Source organism: Brevibacterium sp. 2SA (assembly GCF_005502845.1).
Classification (GTDB): Bacteria; Actinomycetota; Actinomycetes; order Actinomycetales; family Brevibacteriaceae; genus Brevibacterium.
Map to the genome: position 1 here is coordinate 45603 of NZ_SCMW01000013.1, position 19891 is coordinate 65493.

At 69.1% G+C, this 19891-nt stretch carries 18 protein-coding genes; 6 read left to right on the plus strand and 12 right to left on the minus strand.

The annotated features are described in order from the left end of the window. Positions 1-3 precede the first annotated feature (3 nt). Genes FFS20_RS07255 through thiL form a run of 3 tightly spaced genes read right to left on the minus strand, consistent with a single transcriptional unit; the run spans position 4 to position 4825 of the window. Entirely contained in the window at positions 4-2151 is a 2148-nt protein-coding gene (locus FFS20_RS07255) for an ATP-dependent DNA helicase RecG (RefSeq protein ID WP_101624817.1), read from the minus strand. Further along, positions 2148-3806 carry a DAK2 domain-containing protein gene (locus tag FFS20_RS07260; protein WP_232254097.1) on the minus strand — a complete coding sequence of 553 codons (1659 nt, stop codon included), beginning with the start codon at positions 3804-3806 and terminating at the stop codon, positions 2148-2150. Before FFS20_RS07260 ends, FFS20_RS07255 begins: the two co-directional genes overlap by 4 nt. 5 nt (positions 3807-3811) lie before the next feature. Then, complete coding sequence (gene thiL, locus FFS20_RS07265) at positions 3812-4825, minus strand: thiamine-phosphate kinase (protein ID WP_137825215.1); 1014 nt, start codon at positions 4823-4825, stop codon at positions 3812-3814. Between the two features lie 32 nt (positions 4826-4857). Between thiL and FFS20_RS07270 the strand changes: the two genes are divergently transcribed. After that, positions 4858-5385 (plus strand): DUF3515 domain-containing protein, encoded by a 528-nt coding sequence (locus tag FFS20_RS07270; RefSeq protein WP_081590999.1) that lies wholly within the window; start codon positions 4858-4860, stop codon positions 5383-5385. On the opposite strand, the gene FFS20_RS07275 is transcribed toward FFS20_RS07270, so the two are convergent. The 7 genes from FFS20_RS07275 to leuC all read right to left on the minus strand — a co-directional run bounded on the left by FFS20_RS07275 (position 5386) and on the right by leuC (position 12490). Then, positions 5386-6501 carry a D-alanine--D-alanine ligase family protein gene (locus tag FFS20_RS07275; protein ID WP_063249052.1) on the minus strand — a complete coding sequence of 372 codons (1116 nt, stop codon included), beginning with the start codon at positions 6499-6501 and terminating at the stop codon, positions 5386-5388. A gap of 70 nt (positions 6502-6571) precedes the next feature. Further along, positions 6572-7105, minus strand: a complete 534-nt coding sequence (locus FFS20_RS07280; RefSeq protein WP_009378233.1) for a YbhB/YbcL family Raf kinase inhibitor-like protein — start codon at positions 7103-7105, stop codon at positions 6572-6574. Positions 7106-7146: 41 nt separating this feature from the next. Next, a complete protein-coding gene (locus FFS20_RS07285) occupies positions 7147-8160 on the minus strand; it encodes an NAD(P)H-dependent glycerol-3-phosphate dehydrogenase (protein ID WP_009378231.1) in 1014 nt (337 codons plus the stop codon). Then, on the minus strand, positions 8157-8963 hold the full coding sequence (locus FFS20_RS07290) for a lysophospholipid acyltransferase family protein (protein WP_009378228.1): 807 nt from the start codon (positions 8961-8963) through the stop codon (positions 8157-8159). Before FFS20_RS07290 ends, FFS20_RS07285 begins: the two co-directional genes overlap by 4 nt. After that, positions 8960-10276, minus strand: coding sequence for a UDP-N-acetylglucosamine 1-carboxyvinyltransferase (gene murA, locus FFS20_RS07295; protein ID WP_009378226.1), 1317 nt, complete (start codon positions 10274-10276; stop codon positions 8960-8962). The genes FFS20_RS07290 and murA overlap by 4 nt, the downstream gene beginning before the upstream one ends. 120 nt (positions 10277-10396) lie before the next feature. Continuing rightward, a complete protein-coding gene (leuD, locus tag FFS20_RS07300; RefSeq protein WP_063249053.1) occupies positions 10397-10996 on the minus strand; it encodes a 3-isopropylmalate dehydratase small subunit in 600 nt (199 codons plus the stop codon). A 9-nt stretch (positions 10997-11005) separates the two neighbouring features. Further along, the gene (leuC, locus tag FFS20_RS07305) at positions 11006-12490 is read right to left on the minus strand and encodes a 3-isopropylmalate dehydratase large subunit (protein ID WP_063249054.1); all 1485 of its coding nucleotides are present in this window, start codon (positions 12488-12490) and stop codon (positions 11006-11008) included. A 185-nt stretch (positions 12491-12675) separates the two neighbouring features. Here leuC and FFS20_RS07310 point away from each other — a divergent pair, with 185 nt between their 5' ends. From FFS20_RS07310 to FFS20_RS07325, 4 genes are all read left to right on the plus strand, one after another. Then, positions 12676-13392 carry an IclR family transcriptional regulator gene (locus tag FFS20_RS07310; RefSeq protein WP_009378215.1) on the plus strand — a complete coding sequence of 239 codons (717 nt, stop codon included), beginning with the start codon at positions 12676-12678 and terminating at the stop codon, positions 13390-13392. Positions 13393-13399: 7 nt separating this feature from the next. Further along, entirely contained in the window at positions 13400-14158 is a 759-nt protein-coding gene (locus tag FFS20_RS07315; RefSeq protein WP_063249055.1) for a DeoR/GlpR family DNA-binding transcription regulator, read from the plus strand. 130 nt (positions 14159-14288) lie between these two features. Further along, positions 14289-15986: a sodium:solute symporter family protein gene (locus tag FFS20_RS07320; protein ID WP_063249056.1), complete on the plus strand. Its 1698-nt coding sequence runs from the start codon at positions 14289-14291 to the stop codon at positions 15984-15986. Between the two features lie 17 nt (positions 15987-16003). Beyond that, positions 16004-16261 (plus strand): hypothetical protein, encoded by a 258-nt coding sequence (locus FFS20_RS07325; protein WP_063249057.1) that lies wholly within the window; start codon positions 16004-16006, stop codon positions 16259-16261. Between the two features lie 13 nt (positions 16262-16274). On the opposite strand, the gene galK is transcribed toward FFS20_RS07325, so the two are convergent. Continuing rightward, positions 16275-17489 (minus strand): galactokinase, encoded by a 1215-nt coding sequence (gene galK, locus FFS20_RS07330; RefSeq protein ID WP_063249058.1) that lies wholly within the window; start codon positions 17487-17489, stop codon positions 16275-16277. Then, positions 17486-18622: a galactose-1-phosphate uridylyltransferase gene (gene galT / locus FFS20_RS07335; protein ID WP_063249059.1), complete on the minus strand. Its 1137-nt coding sequence runs from the start codon at positions 18620-18622 to the stop codon at positions 17486-17488. The genes galK and galT overlap by 4 nt, the downstream gene beginning before the upstream one ends. A 119-nt stretch (positions 18623-18741) precedes the next feature. Here galT and FFS20_RS07340 point away from each other — a divergent pair, with 119 nt between their 5' ends. Continuing rightward, a complete protein-coding gene (locus tag FFS20_RS07340) occupies positions 18742-19668 on the plus strand; it encodes an aldose 1-epimerase family protein (protein WP_063249060.1) in 927 nt (308 codons plus the stop codon). Positions 19669-19891 lie beyond the last annotated feature (223 nt).

Genomic DNA, 19891 nt, shown 5'->3' on the forward strand with positions numbered 1-19891 from the left:
CTCTCAGCTCGCCTCGATGAAGTGGGCGTTGTCCGCGGGCAGCACCCGCTGCCGCAGCACCTGCAGGGCCGGCAGCAGTTCGAAGGTCGGATCGCGGTCGACGATGTGCTCGGCCTCGACCCGTGCCGCCTCGAGGATCTCCGTATCGCGGAGCACCGAGAGGTGCTTGAGCGAGGATCCGCCCCACTGCGAGGCGCCGAGCACATCGCCCTCTCCCCGGTTGTCGAGATCGTACTCGGCGAGGGCGAACCCGTCGAGGGTGCTCGCCACCGCCTGCAGGCGCTCGAAGCTCTCATCGGCCTCGGGACGCTCGGTGAGGAGGAAGCACATCGCCTCCGAGCCGTCACGGCCGACCCGGCCGCGCAGCTGGTGGAGCTGGGCGACGCCGAAGCGCTCCGCCTCGGCGACGAGCATGATCGTCGCCCGGGGCACGTCGACGCCGACCTCGATGACCGTCGTCGAGACGAGGATGTCGATGTCGCCGATGGTGAACGCGTGCATCACCCGGTCCTTCTCCTCCGTCGACATCCGCCCGTGGAGGAGGCCGAAGCTCAGCCCCTGGAGATGCGGGGACCGCTGGAGCTTCTCGATGAAGTCCTCGATGCTCTCCCGCTGACCGATGACGTCGCCGCTCTCGGGATCGACGATGTCGCTGCGTTCGATCCGGGGGAAGACTGCGAACGTCCCCCGTCCCGCCTCGGCAGCCTTCTGGACACGGGCGAGGGCCCGCGGCAGCCAGTCCTTGTGGTCCTCGATCGAGACGGCGAAGGTCGAGATGTGCTTGATCCCTGCGGGCATCTCCCCCAGCGTCGAGACGTCGAGGTCGGCGAAGACCGTCATCGCCACCGTCCGCGGGATCGGGGTCGCAGACATGACGAGTGTGTGGGGCACCGTGATCCCGCCCTTCGCGCGCAGGGCCTCGCGCTGCTCGACGCCGAACCGGTGCTGCTCGTCGACGACGATGAGGCCGAGGTTGTCGAACATCGTCGAGTCCGAGAGGAGTGCGTGCGTGCCGACGACGATGTCGATCTGCCCGGTCGCGAGGTCGAGGGCGAGCTGCTTGCGCTCCCTGGCCGGCATCGACCCGGTGAGGAGCGCCACCCGGACCTGGTCGTCACCGGAGAGCAGCGGGGAGAGGGCCATCTGGTCGCCGAGGAGCTTCTGGATCGACGCGAAGTGCTGGGAGGCGAGCACCTCGGTGGGGGCGAGCATCGCCGCCTGCGCCCCGGAGTCGACGGCCATGAGCATCGCCCGCAGCGCGACGACGGTCTTGCCGGAGCCGACGTCGCCGTGGAGGAGCCGGTGCATCGCCGTGGTCTTCGCGAGGTCCCCGGCTATCTCCTTGCCGACCCGGACCTGGGAGGAGGTGAGCGCGAACGGCAGGTCGGCGTCGAAGCGGCGGCTGCGCTCCCCGACCTCGAGCAGCGGGGTCGCGACGAACTTCTCGTACTCGGTGCGCCGGGAGACGATCTCGGTCTGCAGGGCCAGCGCTTCCTCCCACTTCCACCGCAGTCTCGCCCGCTCGGTCTCCTCAGTCGTCGACGGCCTGTGCATCGCGTTGAGTGCCTGCCGCAGGTCCGGCAGATCGTACTTCTCCCGCACATCGCGCGGCAGCGGATCGGCGAACTCGGCGGGGTCGGCGACGTCGAGGAGGACCTTGATCGCCTTCCACAGCCTCGTCTGCGCGATCCCCTGCACCCGCGGGTAGACGGGGAACGGCGAGTTGAGGTCCTCAGGCGTCCACTTCGTGTCGTGCTCGTCGCGGTTGAGCCACACCGGGGAGTTGAGCGTCAGCTGTCCCCGGAACTGCTCGACCTTGCCGGCGAAGACGACGACGAGTCCGGGGGTCAGCTGCGCGTCGAGCCATTTCTGGTTGAAGAACGCGATCTTCATCGACTGCCGCCCGTCGTGGACGATGACGTCGGTGATCGTGCCCTTGCGCTGCCGCATCCCGCGGGTCTCCACGGAGACCACCTCGGCCTGGATGATCGCCGTCTCCCCGAGCGGCAGGTCGCCGAGCGGCGTCTTCTCGCCGGGGACGAGGAAGCGCCGGGGGAAGAACCGGAAGAGCTCGCCCACCGAGGTGATCCCGCGCTTGCGCAGGGCACCGAGGTCGCGTTTGGAGAAGTAGTCCTCAAGTCGTGCGCTCATTCGACTCCCATGATGAGCAGGGTCGCCCGGTCCCGCGAGTCGATCTCCTGAAGGCGCACGTGCTCGTGGGACTTCGTGAGCCACCCGCGCAGGTGCGCGAGCACCTCGGTGTCGCAGCCGGGTCCGTGGACGACGGTGAGCAGCTCCCCACCGGCGCCGAGGAGGCGGTCGGCGAGCTTCTCGACGAGGTCCGACAGCTCCGTGCTCTGCGACTTCGCCTTCCCGTCGATGACGACCCGGTAGAACTGCGACGCCGAGGCGGCCGTCCGGTCGGACTCCACCGTGTCCTCCTCGACGACGGACAGCGCTCCCGTGGGCGGGTTGAGCGCAAGCTGTTCAGCGGAGACGATCGTGCCCACGCGCGTCCCGGCCGCCGCATCGGTCATGTCGGCGACGATCTCCGTCGTCGGGGCGAACGGGTCGTAGACGGCGAGCGCCGAGAGCAGGGTGGCGACATTGCGCGAGCGGATGATGTGGGCGCCGTCCGTGCCGGTCAGGGCAGTGAGCGTCGTCGAGGAGGCGGGGACGACGATGACGTCGCGCTCCTCTGAGGCGATGACCTCGGCGACCGCCTCGGCGATGGGATTCGACTCACCCCGACCAGTACTCGGCACGCCCCGACCCGGCGCGGCGGCAGGGGCGGCTGCGGCGAGGACTGCCGGGTCGAGGACGGTGGCCCCGTTGAGGGCGCAGTGGAGGAGGAGCCCGGTGCCGCCGACGAGGGCGATGAGCTTCGTCTCCCCCGCCTCCTCGTGGAGGCGCAGGTCCTCCATGTCGAGGCGGGCGATGCCGTAGTCGGTGAGAAGGTCGAGGGCCCGCGCGGCGCCGGTCTCGTCGGCGACGTGGACATGGACCTTGGGCCCGTTGAGGACGATCGAGGTTCCGCCGAGGCGATCGAGCGCCCCGGCGAGCCCGACACCTGGGACGGTGCCGAGGGTGGCGACGATCTCGAGCTCCTCGGCTCGGGCCTCGTGGACGATGCGCGGGGTCTTCGCGACCTCCCCGAGCATCGATGCCTGGCCGGTGCGACCGGTGACGGTCGCGTACAGGAGGTCGAAGAGTTCGACGATGCCGGTTGAGCCGGCATCGACGACGTCGGCCTCGCGGAGGACAGTGAGCTGCGCCGTCGTCTCCCTCAGCGCCTCACGGGAGCGCTGGCGCACCGCGGAGATGAGGTCGACGAGGGCGGCGCCGGCGTCGGCCTGTTCGCGGGCTTCGGTCGCCATCGCGTCGAGGACGGTGAGCATCGTCCCGTCGACGGGGCGGGCGACGGCCTGCCGGGCCCGGTGGGAGGCGAGTTCGAGGGCGGAGGCGAGCGCCTCCGGGGTCGCGACCGTCACTCCCTCGAGGGCGTCAGCGACCCCTTGGAGGGCGACGGAGAGGATGAGTCCCGAGTTGCCGCGGGCCCCGCGCGCGGCCCCGGCGGCCATCGCGGCGACGACCTGGGGCAGCGTCACGGGACCGGAGAGCTCCTCGACGGCGAGGTAGGCCGCGCGCAGCGTGTGGTACATGTTCGTGCCGGTGTCGCCGTCGGGGACGGGAAAGACGTTGAGCTCGTCGATCTCCGCGCGCTCACGGCGGAGACGATCGACCGCTCGCCGCGCCCATCTGGCGGCCAGGCGACCGTTGAGCCCGATGGCCGGATTGGGTCCCACGTCCGTCACTTCCCGAAATGGCTGAAGCCGCTCGTCGGCACGGGGGCGCCGTCGAGGCTGACTCCGCTGCCGTCCTGCATCTCTCCGATTCTCCGCCAGCCTACCGGGTCACCCTGACTCACCGGTGCCGACGCGACGAAGCCGTGGTCCTCTCCCCCGTCGAGCACCCAGTGCAGGGCGAGCTCGTCGATACCCGCATCTGTCGTCTCCCCGCCGCGGGCGTCGAGGACGTAGCGGGCGGCGGGGCGCAGCGCAGCGATGAGGTCCTCGAGCGCGGCCCGGTCGATGTCCGCGCGGACCCCGGAGGCCTCCGCGATGCGTCCGAGGTCCGTGCTCAGTCCGTCGGAGACGTCGATCATCGCCGAGGCGGCCGGACGGTGGGCGATCGCCGCGTAGTCCGGTTGCGGGGCGAGCTGGGTCCCGATGAGCCCGGCGATGTCGTCCGGCAGCTCGGGGTCGCTGCCGGCCCCGGCGAAGAGGAGGTCGAGTCCGGCCGCCGAGCGCCCGAGGGTGCCGGCGAGCCAGATCTCGTCACCCGGGCGGGCGCCCGCCCGGGTGACGGCCTCCCCGGGGGCGACCGTGCCGAGGGCGGTGATCGCGGTGACGATGAGACCCGACGAGGAGAGATCGCCGCCGATGATCGGCACTTGGGCGCCGAGTGCCCGACCTGCGCGCTCGGCCTCGGCGACGATCCCTGCGAAGAGCGCTTCGAGATCGGTCACGTCCGTGTCATCGGGCACAGCGAGGGAGGCGAGGAGGCCGTGGGGCCGGGCGCCCATCGCGCAGACGTCGGCGAGGTTCTGGGCGGCGGCCTTCGTGCCGAGGCGGGACCAGTCGAGCCAGTCGCGGGTGAAGTCCTCGTTCTCGACGAGCATGTCGGCCGTCGAGACGAGCCGGCCGGTGATCTTCGTCACGGCCGCGTCGTCGCCGGGGCCGACCTCCTCATGGGCCCCTGACCTGCGGTGGGCCAGGAGACGGCGGAGCACTTCGGATTCGCCGAGATCGGACAGTCGGGTCATGTCACCACCCTATCGGGCGATACGCTGGAACCATGCCTGCGAACTCCCGCCGACGCCTAAGCGCCACCTCGCCGCTCGTGCGTGCTGTCGCCGCTGTGACCATCGGCGTGCCCGTGCTCACGACGGTCCTGTCCGGCTGTGCGAAGACGGTCATCGTCGAACCCGCCGAGGATGCGGCGAACCCGAAGTGCGCGGACATTTTGCTCCGCCTGCCCGTCGAAGTGGGCGGCGAGCAGGAGCGCGACACCTCCTCGCAGGGGACGAAGGCGTGGGGCGACCCGAACGTCGCAGTGCTCCGCTGCGGCGTCACCCCTCCGGGTCCGACCACGGACAAGTGCGTGAGCGTGAGCGGGGTCGACTGGGTCTCCAAGGGAGGCGAAGAGGACGACACGTGGGTGTTCACGAGCTACGGCCGCACCCCGGCCGTCGAGGTCCTCGTCAACCGCAAGCTCGGCTCGGGCGCCGACGTCCTTGCCGGCATCTCGCCCGCGCTGCAGGCGTTCCCGCCCGAACGCGAATGCGTCGGTGCCGAGGACGTCGACGCTCCCCCGGAGGGCTAGTCAGCTCCGGCGGGCGTGGTCGGTGAGCGCGATGCCGATGAGTTCGCTGATGAGGCTCGGATAGTCGATCCCGGAGTTCGCCCACATGAACGGGTACGCCGAGGTGGGGGTGAAGCCGGGCAGCGTGTTGATCTCGTTGATGAGCACCTCACCCGAGTCCGTGACGAACGTGTCGACGCGGGCCAGCCCCGTGCAGTCGAAGAGCCGGAACACCGCCGCCGAGAGCTCGCGGATCCGTGCCGTCGTCGCATCGTCGACGTCCGCGGGGCACGTGAGCTTCGCATCGGCGAGGTCGAGGTACTTCGCTTCGAAGTCGTAGAAGTCGTGATCGCCGGAGACCTCGATCTCCCCGGGGTACGAGGTCCGCAGTTCGGCGTCGTCGAGGGATCCGAGCACGGCGCATTCGATCTCCCGGCCGATGACCTGGGGTTCGACGATGACCTTCGTGTCGTGCTCGTAGGCAGCGAGCAGCGCGGCCTCGAGCCCGGCGGGGTCGGCCACCCGGCTCACGCCCATCGACGATCCGGCTCGGGCCGGCTTGACGAAGACGGGGAAGCCGAGGGCTGCCACCCGGGCCTCCGCCTCGGCGCGGTCGGCCTCCCACATCGTCTCGGTGACCAGCTCCCACGGGCACGTGGGGATCTCCGCATGGGCGAGCAGGGACTTCGTGAAGTGCTTGTCCATGCTCGCAGCCGAGGCGAAGACGCCGGAGCCGACGAACGGGGTGTCGCTGAGCTCGAAGAGTCCCTGGAGGGTGCCGTCCTCTCCGTACTGGCCGTGGAGGACGGGGAAGAAGACGTCGACGGTCTCGAGCTCGGAGTAGACGCCGTCGGCGTCACGGTGGATGAGCGGGGCGCCTTCGGCGGAGACGCGCGGGATGATCTCGGTGCCGTCGTCGGTGACCTCGGGCATGTTCTCGGGGTCGAAGCGCATGCTCGCCCAGTCCTCGACGATGCGCCAGACACCGGACTTCGTGATCCCGATCGGCAGGACCCGGTACGCGTCGTCGTCGATGGCGCTGATCACCCCGGCGGCCGTGACGCAGCTGACGGAGTGTTCGCTCGACCGTCCTCCGAAGAGGACTGCGACGAAGGGCCGGTGATCGGTGTCTGACATATGTTTCCTTGCTCGGGGACTCTCATGTGTCCCCGCACGCTCTCACGTGCGGGGACGGGGGCGTGCAGGCTCAGCCGGCCTCATAGGTGCATTCGAGCCAGGCCCGGCCGATGCCCTTGAAGTACATGTTGAAGCCGGCGTAGGCCGGGCTCGCGCTCTCGTCGATGCCCAGCGGCTCGGAGAGTGCGGTGACGATGAAGTAGTACCGGTGCGGGCCGTGGCCCTCGGGAGGGGCGGCGCCGACGAAGCGCGGCTCGCCCGCGTCGTTCTTCAGCGTCACGGCACCGGCGGGCAGGAGGTCGGCCTCGGGGTTGCCGGCGTCGGTGGGCAGTTCGGTCACCGAGGCGTCGAGGTCGGTGACCGTCCAGTGCCAGAACCCCGACCCGGTCGGGGCGTCGGGGTCGTAGCAGGTGACGGCGAACGCCTTCGTCTCCTCGGGGAAGCCCGACCACGACAGCTGCGGGGACTTGTCCTCACCGCCGGGCACACCCATCGCTCCGGAGGCCTGCGCCGCCGGAAGCGGTGCCCCGTTCTCGATGTCGGTGCTGGTCAGGGTGAAGGTCGGCAGCTCGGGAAGGTTGTAGAACGGTGAGTTGACGCTCATGTCTGCTCCTTGGCTCGTGGGACTCGTGGGACGATTCCGGCTCACGCCGGCGGGCCTTCGTGCTTACGCTTCCGAGACAACAGCAATCCCGCGAGTTCGTCAACCTGCAGGTGACCGGCGAGCACCGCGCTCACCGCCTCGGTGATCGGCAGGTCGACGCCGTATCGCTCCCCGAGGGCGAGGACCGCGGGTGAGGACTTCACCCCTTCGGCCGTCTGCTCGGTGTGCGCGATCGTCTCCTCGAGGCTCATCCCCTCGCCGAGGTGGCGCCCGAACGTGCGATTGCGCGAGAGCGGGGAGGCGCATGTGGCGACGAGGTCGCCGAGCCCGGCGAGACCGGAGAGCGTGTGCGGCTGGGCTCCCATCGCCGCGGCGAGACGGGAGGTCTCGGCGAGGCCGCGGGTGATGATCGAGGCCTTCGAGTTGTCGCCGAGGCGCTGCCCGTCGGCGATGCCGACGGCGAGAGCGATGACGTTCTTCACCGCCCCGCCCATCTCGACGCCGACGACGTCGGTGTTCGTGTACGGCCGGAAGTACGCGTTCGCGCTGATCTCGGCGACCACCTCGGCGGTGGCGGCATCGGAGGAGGCGACGACGGTCGCAGTCGGCTGGCGTTCGGCGATCTCCCGGGCGAGGTTGGGCCCGGAGACGACGGCGATCCGTCCGGGATCGACCTCGGCGACCTCGGCGATGACCTCCGACATCCGCTTGCCCGTCTCGACCTCGATGCCCTTCATCAGGCTGACCAGGCGGACGTCGGGACGCAGGTGCGCCTTCCACCGGCTGAGGTTCTCCCGCAGGGTCTGCGCGGGCACGGCGAGGATGACGACGTCGGCGTCGGTGACGGCGGCGATGTCATCGGTGGTGGCGGTGATCGTCTCCGGCAGCTCACGGTCGCCGAGGTAGCGGGAGTTCGTGTGCGCCGTGTTGATCTCCTCGACGGTCTCCTCCCGGCGTGCCCAGAGCGCGACCGGGAAGCCTGCGTCGGCGATGACGGCGGCATACGTCGTCCCCCACGATCCTGCGCCGAGCACGGCGATCTTGTCTGCGCTCATGAGCCGGCCTCCTCGGTGCGGAACCTCTCGGGCAACTCACGGCCGGAGAGATCGGCGACCATGCCTGCGATGGTGTTCGTCAGCCTCGTCGTCAGCGTCGCCATCGAGCTCCTCTCCCCCCGGTGCTCCCAGAGGTCGGTGTAGTCCAGCGGTTCGCCGAAGCGGACGACGCTGGTGTGCGTGAGCGGGCGCGGGCGGGGAATGAGCCGACCGCGGGGTTTGACGGTCTCGAGCCCCCAGTGCGCGGCGGGGACGATCGGCGCCCCCGTCTCGAGGGCGAGCCGGGCCGTGCCGGACTTGAAGCGCTCGGGCCAGAAGTGCTCGTCCTTCGTCAGCGTCCCCTCGGGGTAGATGACGACGGTCTCGCCCTTCTGCAGGGCCTCCTTCGCGTATTCGAGGGAGTCCCCCGCCTGCGCCGAGGCGCGCAGCACCGGGATCTGGCCGAGTCCCTTGAGGATGACGCCGAGGGGCCCGGAGAAGAGCGTCGACTTCGCGAGGAAGTGCGGGAGCCGGCCGCTGCGCCACACGGCGAGTCCGACGAGGATCGGGTCGAGGTGGTTGGCGTGGTAAGCGGCGACGATCGTGCCCTGACCCACCGGCAGCGCCTGGGCGTTCTCGATGCGCATCTTCGAGGTCAGGCGGAAGAGCCCGTAGGCCGCCGAGGCGACACCGAAGGCGACCCGGCGCTGCGAGGCGACGTCCTTGGGTTCGAACGAGACGATGTGCTCACCGGGCTGCCTGCTCGCGCCCCTGCCGCCGTTCGCGCCCCTGCCCGTGCCGGCATCCCTGCCGGTGCCGCTCATGCCGAGACCTCCGCACCGAGGCCCTGGAGTTTGTCGAGGAAGTTCTCGTACCCGCGGTTGATGAGCTCGATCCCGTGGACCTCGCTCCGGCCCTGGGCGGCGAGGGCGGCGATGAGATGGCTGAAGCCGCCGCGCAGGTCGGGGACGTCGATGCGGGTGCCCTTGAGCTCGGTCGGTCCGGACACGACGGCCGAATGCGCGTAGTTCCGCCGCCCGAACCGGCACGGGGTGCCGCCGAGGCATTCGCGGTAGAGCTGGATCTTCGCCCCCATCTCGACGAGGGCGTGGGTGAAGCCGAAACGGTTCTCATAGACGGTCTCGTGGATGATCGACAGTCCCTCGGCCTGGGTCATGGCGACGACGAGCGGCTGCTGCCAGTCGGTCATGAAGCCGGGGTGGACGTCGGTCTCGAGGGCGAACGAGGAGAGCCGGCCGCCGGGGTGGCGGAAGCGGATGCCGGTCTCATCGACCTCGAATTCGCCGCCGATCTTGCGGAAGACGTTGAGGAACGTGATCATCTCCGGCTGCGAGGCGCCCTCGACGACGATGTCACCGCCGGTGGCGAGTGCGGCAGAGGCCCACGAGGCGGTCTCGTTGCGGTCGGGCAGTGCCCGGTGGATGTACCCGTGGAGGGAGTCGACCCCTTCGATGCGCACGACTCGGTCGGTGTCGACGGTGATGATCGCGCCCATCTTCTGCAGCAGCGCGATGAGGTCCATGATCTCCGGTTCGATCGCCGCTCCCCGCAGCTCGGTGATGCCCTCGGCACGCACGGCCGTGAGCAGGACCTGTTCGGTCGCTCCGACCGAGGGGTACGGGAGTTCGACCTTCGTGCCCTGGAGGCGGCGCTTCGTCGAGAGCATGATGCCCCCGGCGGTCTTGTCCACCTCGGCGCCGAACTGCCGGAGCACGTCGAGGTGGAAGTTGATGGGGCGGTCGCCGATGTGGCATCCGCCGAGGTCGGGGATGAACGCCTGCCCGAGGCTGTGGAGGAGGGGTCCGCAGAAGAGGATGGGGATCCGGGAGGATCCGGCGTGGGCGTCGATGTCGACGATCGAGCCCTGGGCGACCTCGGAGGGGTCGAGGTGCAGCTCGCCGTCAGGCTGGTCCCCGTCGGGGGCCTGGCTCACCCGCACCCCGTGGAGTTCGAGGAGACCGGTGACGATCTCGACGTCGCGGATCTGCGGGACTCCGCGGAGGACGGACGGGGTCTCTCCGAGCAGGGAGGCGACCATCGCCTTGGGCACCAGGTTCTTCGCGCCCCTGACCCGCACGGTTCCCCCGAGCGGATTTCCGCCGCGGACTTCGAGCATGTTCCTCCCTCTGATCGTCGAACAGCGCACTCGTCGGCACCGCCTCGGGAGGCCGTCCCGAGTCGATTCCGGACTCGTCCAAGACTAGCGCAGACGACGCCCCGACCCGGAGTCGGCGGATCAGACCCGCGCAGGCAGGGTGCGGGGTTTGTGAGCGGGCCGCCCGGCCTCGTACGCCGCGATCTCGTCCTCTTTCGCCAAGGTCAGGCTGATGTCGTCGTGGCCCTCGAGGAGACGCCAGCGCGTGTAGTCGTCGATCTGGAAGGGCACCGTGAGCGAGTCGCATGTCACGGTCCTCGACTCGAGGTCGACGGTGATCGAGGTGCCCGGATGGTTCTCGAGGATCTTCCAGATGAGTTCGATGTCGTCCTGCTCGAGCTGGGCGGCGAGCAGGCCCTCCTTACCGGAGTTGCCGCGGAAGATGTCGCCGAAGCGCGAGGAGAGGACGACGCGGAACCCGTAATCCTTGAGCGCCCACACGGCGTGCTCACGGGAGGAGCCGGTGCCGAAGTCGGGGCCTGCGACGAGGACGGAGCCGGATGCGAAGTCGGGGTCGTTGAGGACGAAGTCCTCGGCCGTGCGCCAGCGGGAGAAGAGGGCGTCTTCGAAGCCGGTGCGGGTGACCCGCTTGAGGAACTTCGCGGGGATGATCTGGTCGGTGTCGACGTTCGACCGGCGCAGGGGCACGCCGATGCCGGTGTGGGTGGTGAAGGCTTCCATGGCTGCTCCTTACGCGTTCGCCGAGGTGGGGGTGAGGGGGATCGTCGGGCGCTCCGGGATCCAGTCCACCGGTTCGGCGTCCCGGGGCAGGTCGGCGACGTCCCCGGGCGAGGACAGGGTGCCGCGGACCGCGGTCGCTGCGGCGACGAGCGGGGAGACGAGATGGGTGCGTCCGCCCTTGCCCTGCCGGCCCTCGAAGTTGCGGTTCGACGTCGAAGCGCACCGCTCCCCCTCGGCGAGCTGGTCGGGGTTCATCCCCAGGCACATCGAGCAGCCGGCGAAGCGCCATTCGGCACCGAAGTCCTTGAAGATCACGTCGAGGCCCTCGGCTTCGGCCTGGAGGCGGACCTTCGCGGATCCGGGGACGACCATGAAGCGGACGTTCTCGGCCTTCCGCCGGCCCCGGACCACCTCGGCGGCGGCACGGAGATCCTCGATCCGGGAGTTCGTGCACGATCCGAGGAAGACGGTGTCGACCTCGATCTCGCGCAGCGGGGTGCCCGGGGTCAGGCCCATGTAGGCGAGCGCGTTCGCGGCGGCGACCTTGTCGTTCTCATCGGCGAAGTCGTCAGGCGAGGGCACCGCGGCCGACAGCGGCAGGCCCTGACCGGGGTTCGTCCCCCACGTGACGAAGGGTTCGATGTCGGCGGCCTCGAGGACCACCTCGGCGTCGAAGGTCGCGCCCTCATCGGTGTAGAGGGTCTTCCAGTACTCCACGGCGGCGTCCCAGTCCTCGCCCTCGGGGGCGTGGGGGCGGCCCTTGACGTAGTCGAAGGTCGTCTCGTCGGGGGCGACCATGCCCGCGCGAGCGCCGGCCTCGATGGACATGTTGCAGATCGTCATCCGCGCCTCCATCGACAGGGAGCGGATCGCCGAGCCGCGGTACTCGAGCACGTAGCCCTGTCCGCCGCCGGTGCCGATCTTCGCGATGATCGCGAGGATGATGTCCTTGGCCGTCGAGCCCTCGGGCAGCTGCCCGTCGACGGTGATCGACATCGTCTTGAACGGCTTGAGGCTGAGCGTCTGGGTGGCGAGGACGTGTTCGACCTCGGAGGTGCCGATGCCGAAGGCGAGCGCCCCGAACGCTCCGTGGGTCGAGGTGTGCGAGTCGCCGCAGACGACGGTCGTGCCCGGCTGGGTGAGCCCGAGCTGGGGGCCGACGACGTGGACGATGCCCTGATCGGCGTCGCCGAGGCTGTGGAGCCGGATCCCGAACTCCTCGGCGTTCTTCCGCAGGGTCTCGATCTGCGTGCGCGAGGTCGGTTCGGCGATCGGCTTGTCGATGTCCCACGTGGGCGTGTTGTGGTCCTCGGTGGCGATCGTCAGGTCGGGGCGGCGCACGGGGCGCCCGGCGAGTCGGAGTCCGTCGAAGGCCTGCGGGCTGGTCACCTCATGGACGAGGTGGAGGTCGATGTAGATGAGGTCCGGCGCTCCGTCCTCCCCCTCGGAGACGACGTGATCGGCCCAGACCTTCTCGGCCAATGTGCGTGGCATGGTTCCTCCCGCCGGTACGGAGATCCTCCGTACGCGTTGTGCTTCTTCTCGGCGTCCGAGTGCGGTCGCCTGGGGCATCCGATCGGCTCGCCGGATGCTCACCGATGGGTGTGGACAGGAATCTACTCGCCCGTATCGCATTCCGAACTTGCATCTCGCTCAATGAGACGCCCACAATGGTGACTATGACAAGCAATGGTAGCGGCGTCGGCGTCATCGACAAGGCCGCAATGGTTCTCTCCGCCCTCGAGGCCGGACCTGCGTCTCTGGCCGAGCTCGTCTCGCTCACCGGACTCGCTCGACCGACCGCTCACCGTCTCGCCGTCGCCCTCGAGTTCCACCGCATCGTCGGCCGTGACCTCCAGGGACGCTTCGTCCTCGGTCCGCGACTGGCCGAGCTCTCGTCTGCCGCCGGCGAGGATCGCCTCCTCGCCGCCGCCGGACCGGTGCTCGGGCAGTTGCGCGACCAGACCGGTGAATCGGCGCAGCTCTTCCGCCGCCAGGGCGATCTGCGCCTGTGCGTGGCCGCGGCCGAACGCCCCGTGGGTCTGCGCGACTCGGTGCCGATCGGGGCGACCCTGAGCATGCGGGCCGGGTCCGCTGCCCAGGTGCTGCTGGCCTGGGAGGAGCCCGACCGCCTCCACACCGGCCTGCGCGGCGCCCGGTTCTCCGCGACCATGCTCTCCGGTGTCCGCCGCCGAGGCTGGGCGCAGTCGATCGCCGAACGCGAACGCGGCGTCGCCTCCGTCTCCGCCCCCGTGCGCGGACCGAGCAACCGGGTCGTCGCCGCGGTCTCGATCTCCGGACCCGTCGACCGCCTCACCCGCCAGCCGGGCCGGCTCCACGCGAAGGCCGTCGTCGACGCCGCCCGGGCACTCACCGAGGCCCTCGTCCGAGGCTGACGGCGCGATGATCGCCGCCCAGAGACGCCGCATCATCGTCGAGACGATCGAACGCGACGGCGCCGTCTCGATCTCCGCCCTCACCGAACTCCTCGACGCCTCGGCGGTGACCATCCGCCGTGACCTCGATCAGCTCGCCGACGAGGGCCGACTCCACCGCACCCACGGCGGCGCGGTCATCGCCTCGAGCGCTCGCGAGTCGAGCTACGCGGAGAAGCTCGAACAGGCGCTGGCCGAGAAGACCGCGATCGCGATCGCCGCGGCCGCCCACGTGCGCCCCGGCGACGTCGTGGCACTGGGGCCCGGGACGACGACCGAGCTGCTCGCCAAGGAGCTCGTCGGGCGCACCGGTCTGCGCGTGGTGACGAACTCCCTCCTCGTCGCCGAAGCCATGGTCGGCTCCCCCGACAACGAGGTCATCGTCGTCGGCGGCGCCCTCCGCCATCCGATCCGCGCCCTCGTCGGAGGGAGCACCGTGACCCAGTTGCAGGGGCTGCGCGTCGACACGGCATTCCTCTCCGGCAACGGTCTCGCCGCGGACTTCGGCCTCTCCACCCCGGCCGTCCCCGTCGCCGACACCGACCGGGCGATGGCCTCGCGGGCCGAGCGCGTCGTCGCCCTCGTCGACCACACGAAGATCGGCGTCCGCTCCTCCGTCCTCACCGTCCCCACGGACGAGATCGGCACGGTCGTCACCGATGGGAAGAGCGACGCGGGAGGGATCGAAGCCCTGCGCACGGCCGGGGTCGACGTCGAGGTCGCCTGAGACGACCGCGGAATAACGATCAAAACTTTTCAAACCCGTTCACTAGCGATCACGCGAACTCTGTTCTAGAGTGTCGATCTGAGACGGCTGTCATGATGCGCAGCCATTCACCGACGACGCTGGAGGACCCGTGGACGACATCCGACTCGACGCGCAGTGGATCGACTATCTGCTCATCGCGATCTACTTCGTCTTCGTCCTCGGAATCGGCTGGTTCGCCAAACGCGGCATCTCCTCGAGCATCGAATTCCTTCTCTCCGGACGCAGCCTTCCCGCCTGGGTGACCGCACTGGCCTTCGTATCCGCGAACCTCGGCGCCGTGGAGATCATGGGCATGTCGGCGACCGGTGCTCAGTACGGCATGCCGACGATGCACTACTTCTGGATCGGCGCCGTCCCGGCGATGCTCTTCCTCGGCGTCGTGATGATGCCCTTCTACTACGGTTCGAAGGTCCGCTCGGTCCCCGAGTTCATGCGCAGACGCTTCGGCACGGGAGCCCACCTCGTCAATGCGCTCTCCTTCGCGATCGCGCAGATCCTCATCGCCGGCGTCAACCTCTTCCTCCTGGGCACGATCGTCAACCGTCTTCTCGGCTGGCCGCTGTGGCTTGCGCTCGTCGTCGCCGCGGCGATCGTCCTCTCCTACATCACACTCGGCGGTCTCACTGCTGCGATCTACAACGAGGTGCTCCAGTTCTTCGTCATCGTCGCCGCCCTCCTCCCGCTGACGATCATCGGACTCAACCGCGTCGGCGGCTGGGACGGCCTCGTCGAGAGAGTGAGCAATGATGGGATGCTCGGGGCGGAGCAGCTGAGCAGCTGGCCCGGCGAACAGCTCTCGGGCTTCTCCAACCCCGTGCTCTCGGTGATCGGGATCGTCTTCGGTCTCGGATTCGTCCTCTCATTCGGCTACTGGACGACGAACTTCGTCGAGGTGCAGCGGGCCATGGCCTCGAAGAGCATCAACGCTGCCCGACTGACTCCGATCCTCGGTGCCTTCCCGAAGATGCTCATCCCCTTCATCGTCGTCGTTCCCGGTATGATCGCCGCTGTGCTCGTCACCCAGCTCACGCAGTTCAAGCAGATCTCGATGACCGTCGACGAGGCGACCGCCCAGGCCCAGACCGGTGTGACCTACAACGACGCGCTCCTCCTGCTCATGCGCGAGGTCCTGCCCAACGGTCTCCTCGGCGTCGCGATCGCCGGTCTCCTGGCGGCATTCATGGCCGGGATGGCCGCGAACATCTCCGCGTTCAACACGGTCTTCAGCTACGACCTGTGGCAGCAGTACGTGGTCAAGGACCGCGAGGACGACTACTACCTCAAGGTCGGGCGGTACGCCACGGTGGGAGCGTGCGTCGTCGCAATCTTCACCGCCCTCATCGCCGGCAACTTCTCCAACCTCATGGACTACCTGCAGACGCTGTTCGGCTTCTTCAACGCTCCGCTGTTCGCGACATTCATCCTCGGCATGTTCTGGAAGCGCATGACCGCGACCGCCGGCTGGGTCGGTCTCGTCGGGGGCACCCTCTCAGCCGTGGCCGTCTTCATCCTCAGCGAAACCGGCGTGTTCGACCTGCCCGGACAGGGCGCAGCGTTCCTCGCCGCCAGCACGGCCTTCGTCGTCGACATCGTCCTCTCGGTGATCGTCACCTATCAGACCACTCCGAAACCGGCTGCGGAGCTGCGCGGACTCGTCTACTCGGAGACGCCGAAGGCCGACTTCGCCGATGCGAACGAACCGACGCCTCCGATCTGGAAGCGTCCGGTGCCCGTCGCCGGCGTCGCCCTGGTCCTTGTCATCATCCTCAACGTGACCTTCGGGTGAAGGAGAAGGAGAGCGCAATGAGCACACCGAACGAACTGACCAAGACCGCAGGCGCCTTCGACATCCGCAACGTCATCGGAGCCCTGTTGGGGATATTCGGAATCATCCTTGCCCTCGTCGGCATCATCGGTTTCACTCCGGACGAGGCGGCCCGGACCGGGGGAATCGACGCCAACCTCTGGACCGGCATCGGTCTCATCCTCACCGCGGCGGTCTTCTTCATCTGGGCGCGGATGCGTCCGATCCGCATCGTCGACGAGGATGCAGGCGAGTAGCCTCAACCGCGGATCAGGCGATGCGCCCTGCGCCCTCCCCCGCACTGACGGCGAAGATGTCGGGGGCGAGATATCCGCGTGCTGCGAACGCGGCCGTGATCGCCTCACCGACCACGTCGACGTCGGCGGCCTCGACAAGAGCGATCGCCGATCCCCCGAAGCCGCCTCCGATCATCCGGGCCCCCAGCGCGCCTCCCTCAAGCGCCGCTGCGACAGCAGCGTCGAGTTCGACGCATGAGACCTCGTAGTCCTCGGCGAGAGAGCGGTGGGAGGCGGTGAGGAGTGCGCCGATGCCGCGGATTCCGCCGCCACCGTCGAGATGGTCGATAGTCGCCCGCACCCGCGCGTTCTCACTGCGGACGTGCCGCACCCGCTTGCCCTGCTCATCGGTGAGCGGGCTGAGGTCGGTGTCGTCGTCGAGGTCGCGGAGGCTCTCGATCCCGAGGACTCTCGCGGCTTCCTCGCAGGTGCGTCGCCGCCGGCCGTAGCCGCTTTCGCTGTGGGAGTGGCTCACGCGGGTGTCGATGACGAGCAGGCGCAGCCCCTCGGCATCGAGATCGAACGGGATCTGACGCGTGCTCAGATCCCGACAGTCGAGAAAGAGCGCGTGACCGGCCGCGGTCATGATCGAGGCCGCCTGGTCGACGATCCCCGTGGGAGCGCCGACGAAGTCGTTCTCCGCCCGCTGGGTGAGCAGCACCTTCTCACGATCGTCGAGGCCGAGGCAGCAGATGGCGTCGAGGGCGATGAGTACGGCGACTTCGAGCGCATGGGACGACGAGAGACCGGCTCCGACGGGCACAGTCGAGGAGACGAAGAGATCGAGGCCGCCGACACGGTCTCCAGTGGTCTTGGCGATCTCGTCGACGACTCCGGCCGGGTGGCTGATCCATCCCTGCACCGCACCGGGGACGAGCTCATCGGCCGTGAACTGTCCGGCGAGCCGCCGCCCCGCGGCGTCTCTGTGGTCGGAGACGATGCGGATGCTCTCCACTCCCCGAGGCGGCTCCGCGCTGCCTCGCATGTGACCGGCCGGTCGCCGACCGATGGCCACGTGCACGGCCCGGTCGATGGCGATCGGAAGGACGAGACCTGAGTTGTAGTCGGTGTGCTCGCCGATGAGGTTCACACGCCCGGGAGCGCGGAAGGTGCCGAGAGGTGTGTAGCCGAAGAGGGCCGCGAACTCGCGGCCCAGGCTCTCCGGGGTCGGTGCGTCGACCGTGCTCATCGGCTCTCCTCCTTCAACGCCCGCAGTCGGGCGGCGGTCTCCTCGGCGGAGACGTCGCTGACGAAGGCCCCCATGGCCGCTTCCGATCCGGCGAGGAACTTGAGCTTGTGCTCGGCCCGGCGGGGGCTGGTGATCTCGAGGTGCATCCACTGCGCCCCCGCGTCCTCGCAGCCCACCGGCACCTGATGCCATGCTGCGATGTAGGGGGTCGGGGTGGAGTAGAGACCGTCGAGGCGGCGGAGGAGTTCGGGGTAGACCTCGGCGAGGTCCGCACGCTCGGCCTCGGTGAGGTCGGCCAGTGTCGCGACCTGCCTGTGCGGGACGAGGTGAACCTCGATCGGCCACCGCGCGGCGAAGGGGACGAAGGCCGAGAAGTGCTCGGAGGTGAGCACCATCCGTTCGCCTGCCGCCTGTTCTGCGGCGAGAAGATCGCCCATGAGCGGCCGGCCAGTCGCCTGCTGATACCTCGCTGCCCGCGCGGTCGTCCGGGCTGCACGCGCAGTGACATAGGGGTAGGCGTAGATCTGGCCGTGTGGGTGGTGCATCGTCACCCCGATGTCCTCTCCGCGGTTCTCGAAGACGAAGACCTGTTCGATGCCGGGCAGGGCCGAGAGCTCGGCCGTCCTCTGCGCCCAGGCGTCGATGACAGTACGCACCCTCCGGGAATCGAGGCCGGCGAACGAGTCGTGGTGGTCCGCGGTGAAGACGACGACCTCGCACCGTCCGACGTTGGGGGCGGCGAGGTGGGACTGCGCGTCGGCCGGGGCGGCGACCGCCTCGGCGAAGGCCTCACCGGGGTCGGAGGGAATCGTCCCGAGGGCGGGGCCGAGCGACGGGAACCTGTTCTCGAAGACGACGACATCGAAATCCGAGGCGGGGATCTCCGTCGGCCGCTCGGGAGTCGACGGGCACAGCGGGCAGTCTGCGGCATCCGGGAGATGGGTCCGGCTCTGGCGGTGGGTGGCCACAGCGACCCACTCACCGGTGAGCATGTCGAAGCGCAGCGCTCCGCCGCGGGGGCGATCAGCAGTGGGACGGCTGTCGGGGCGGATCTCGGTGGGGCTCGAGCCGGAGTCCTCGAAGAAGAGGAGCTGCCGACCGTCGGAGAGTTCGGTCCGTCGGAACAGAGTCATCAAACCTCCCAAAACTGATCATTTTCGATCATAATGCTAACACCCTGCGGTCGGGCGAGAGGCGAGGCACGTACAATCGTCGACCAGGACCACCGACCACGACGATACTCGGGAGCCGCATGACCGACTTCATCGACCTCGCCTATGGGACAAGCACTGCTGTCGTCTCCCCGGTCGGCGCGAGCCTGCGCGACTATACGGTTGCGGGACGATCCGTCGTCGTCGAGACGGGCACCTCCGACGGCGCGGTGCTCGCGCCGTGGCCCAACCGCATCGCCGACGGACGCTACGAGTTCGACGGCACGGTCCACCAGCTTCCGATCACCGAGCCGGCACGGAACACCGCTCTGCACGGGCTGGTCATCGACGTCGAATGGGACGTCGTCGAGGCGACGGAGACTTCGGTGACGCTCACGACGCAGCTCTCCCCTTCACCCGGGTACCCGTTCCGATTCCTTCTCACCGTCCGCTACGACCTCGGCGAGGAGGGACTGCGGGTCCACGCGCGTGCTGAGAACATCGGCACCGAAGCGGCTCCGTTCGGCTTCGGCTTCCACCCGTGGTTTCATCCGGGGGCCGAGTACGTCGACGCCGCGCAGCTGGTCATTCCCGCCGGAACCTGGCTCGTCCCCGATGAGCGCCTCATCCCCGTGGAGTCGCGCCCGTTCGACGACGGTTCGGAGGTCCCTCTCGACCACGAAGCGGAGATGTCCGATTGCCTCACGTGCAAGGACTTCCGCGCCCTGCGCAGCGTGGACGGGACGCAACTCGACGATGCGTTCGGTCAGCCGCGCCGAGACCCCGACGGCCGGTCGCGGGCGCGGCTCAGGGGTGCCGACGGTCGGGAGACGGTCATCGACGTCGACTCGGGATTCCGCAACTGGCAGGTCTACACGGGGGACGAACTCGGCGACGGACTCTCCCGCCGCGCGCTCGCGATCGAGCCGATGACCTGCCCGCCCAATGCCTTCGCGACCGGAGAAGACGTCGATGTCGTCGAGCCCGGCGGAACACTCGCGGTCGAGTGGGGCATCCGACTGGTCTGAGCCCGGTGCCTCTCCCGGTCCGCTCCCTTTCGACCTGCTCCGCTTGAATGGAACCTGTGTGTTCGCGTCGATGATCGGCGCGCTGTGACGGACAGCCAGCGGCCGGTGAAGATGCCCTGATAGATTGCGAAGACGCAGGTGGGCGGCGTCACATCGTCCATCTGGCAATCAGCACCGCCGAGAGAGAGGTCGACTATGACGACGTCCCCGCAGGACCCGAACC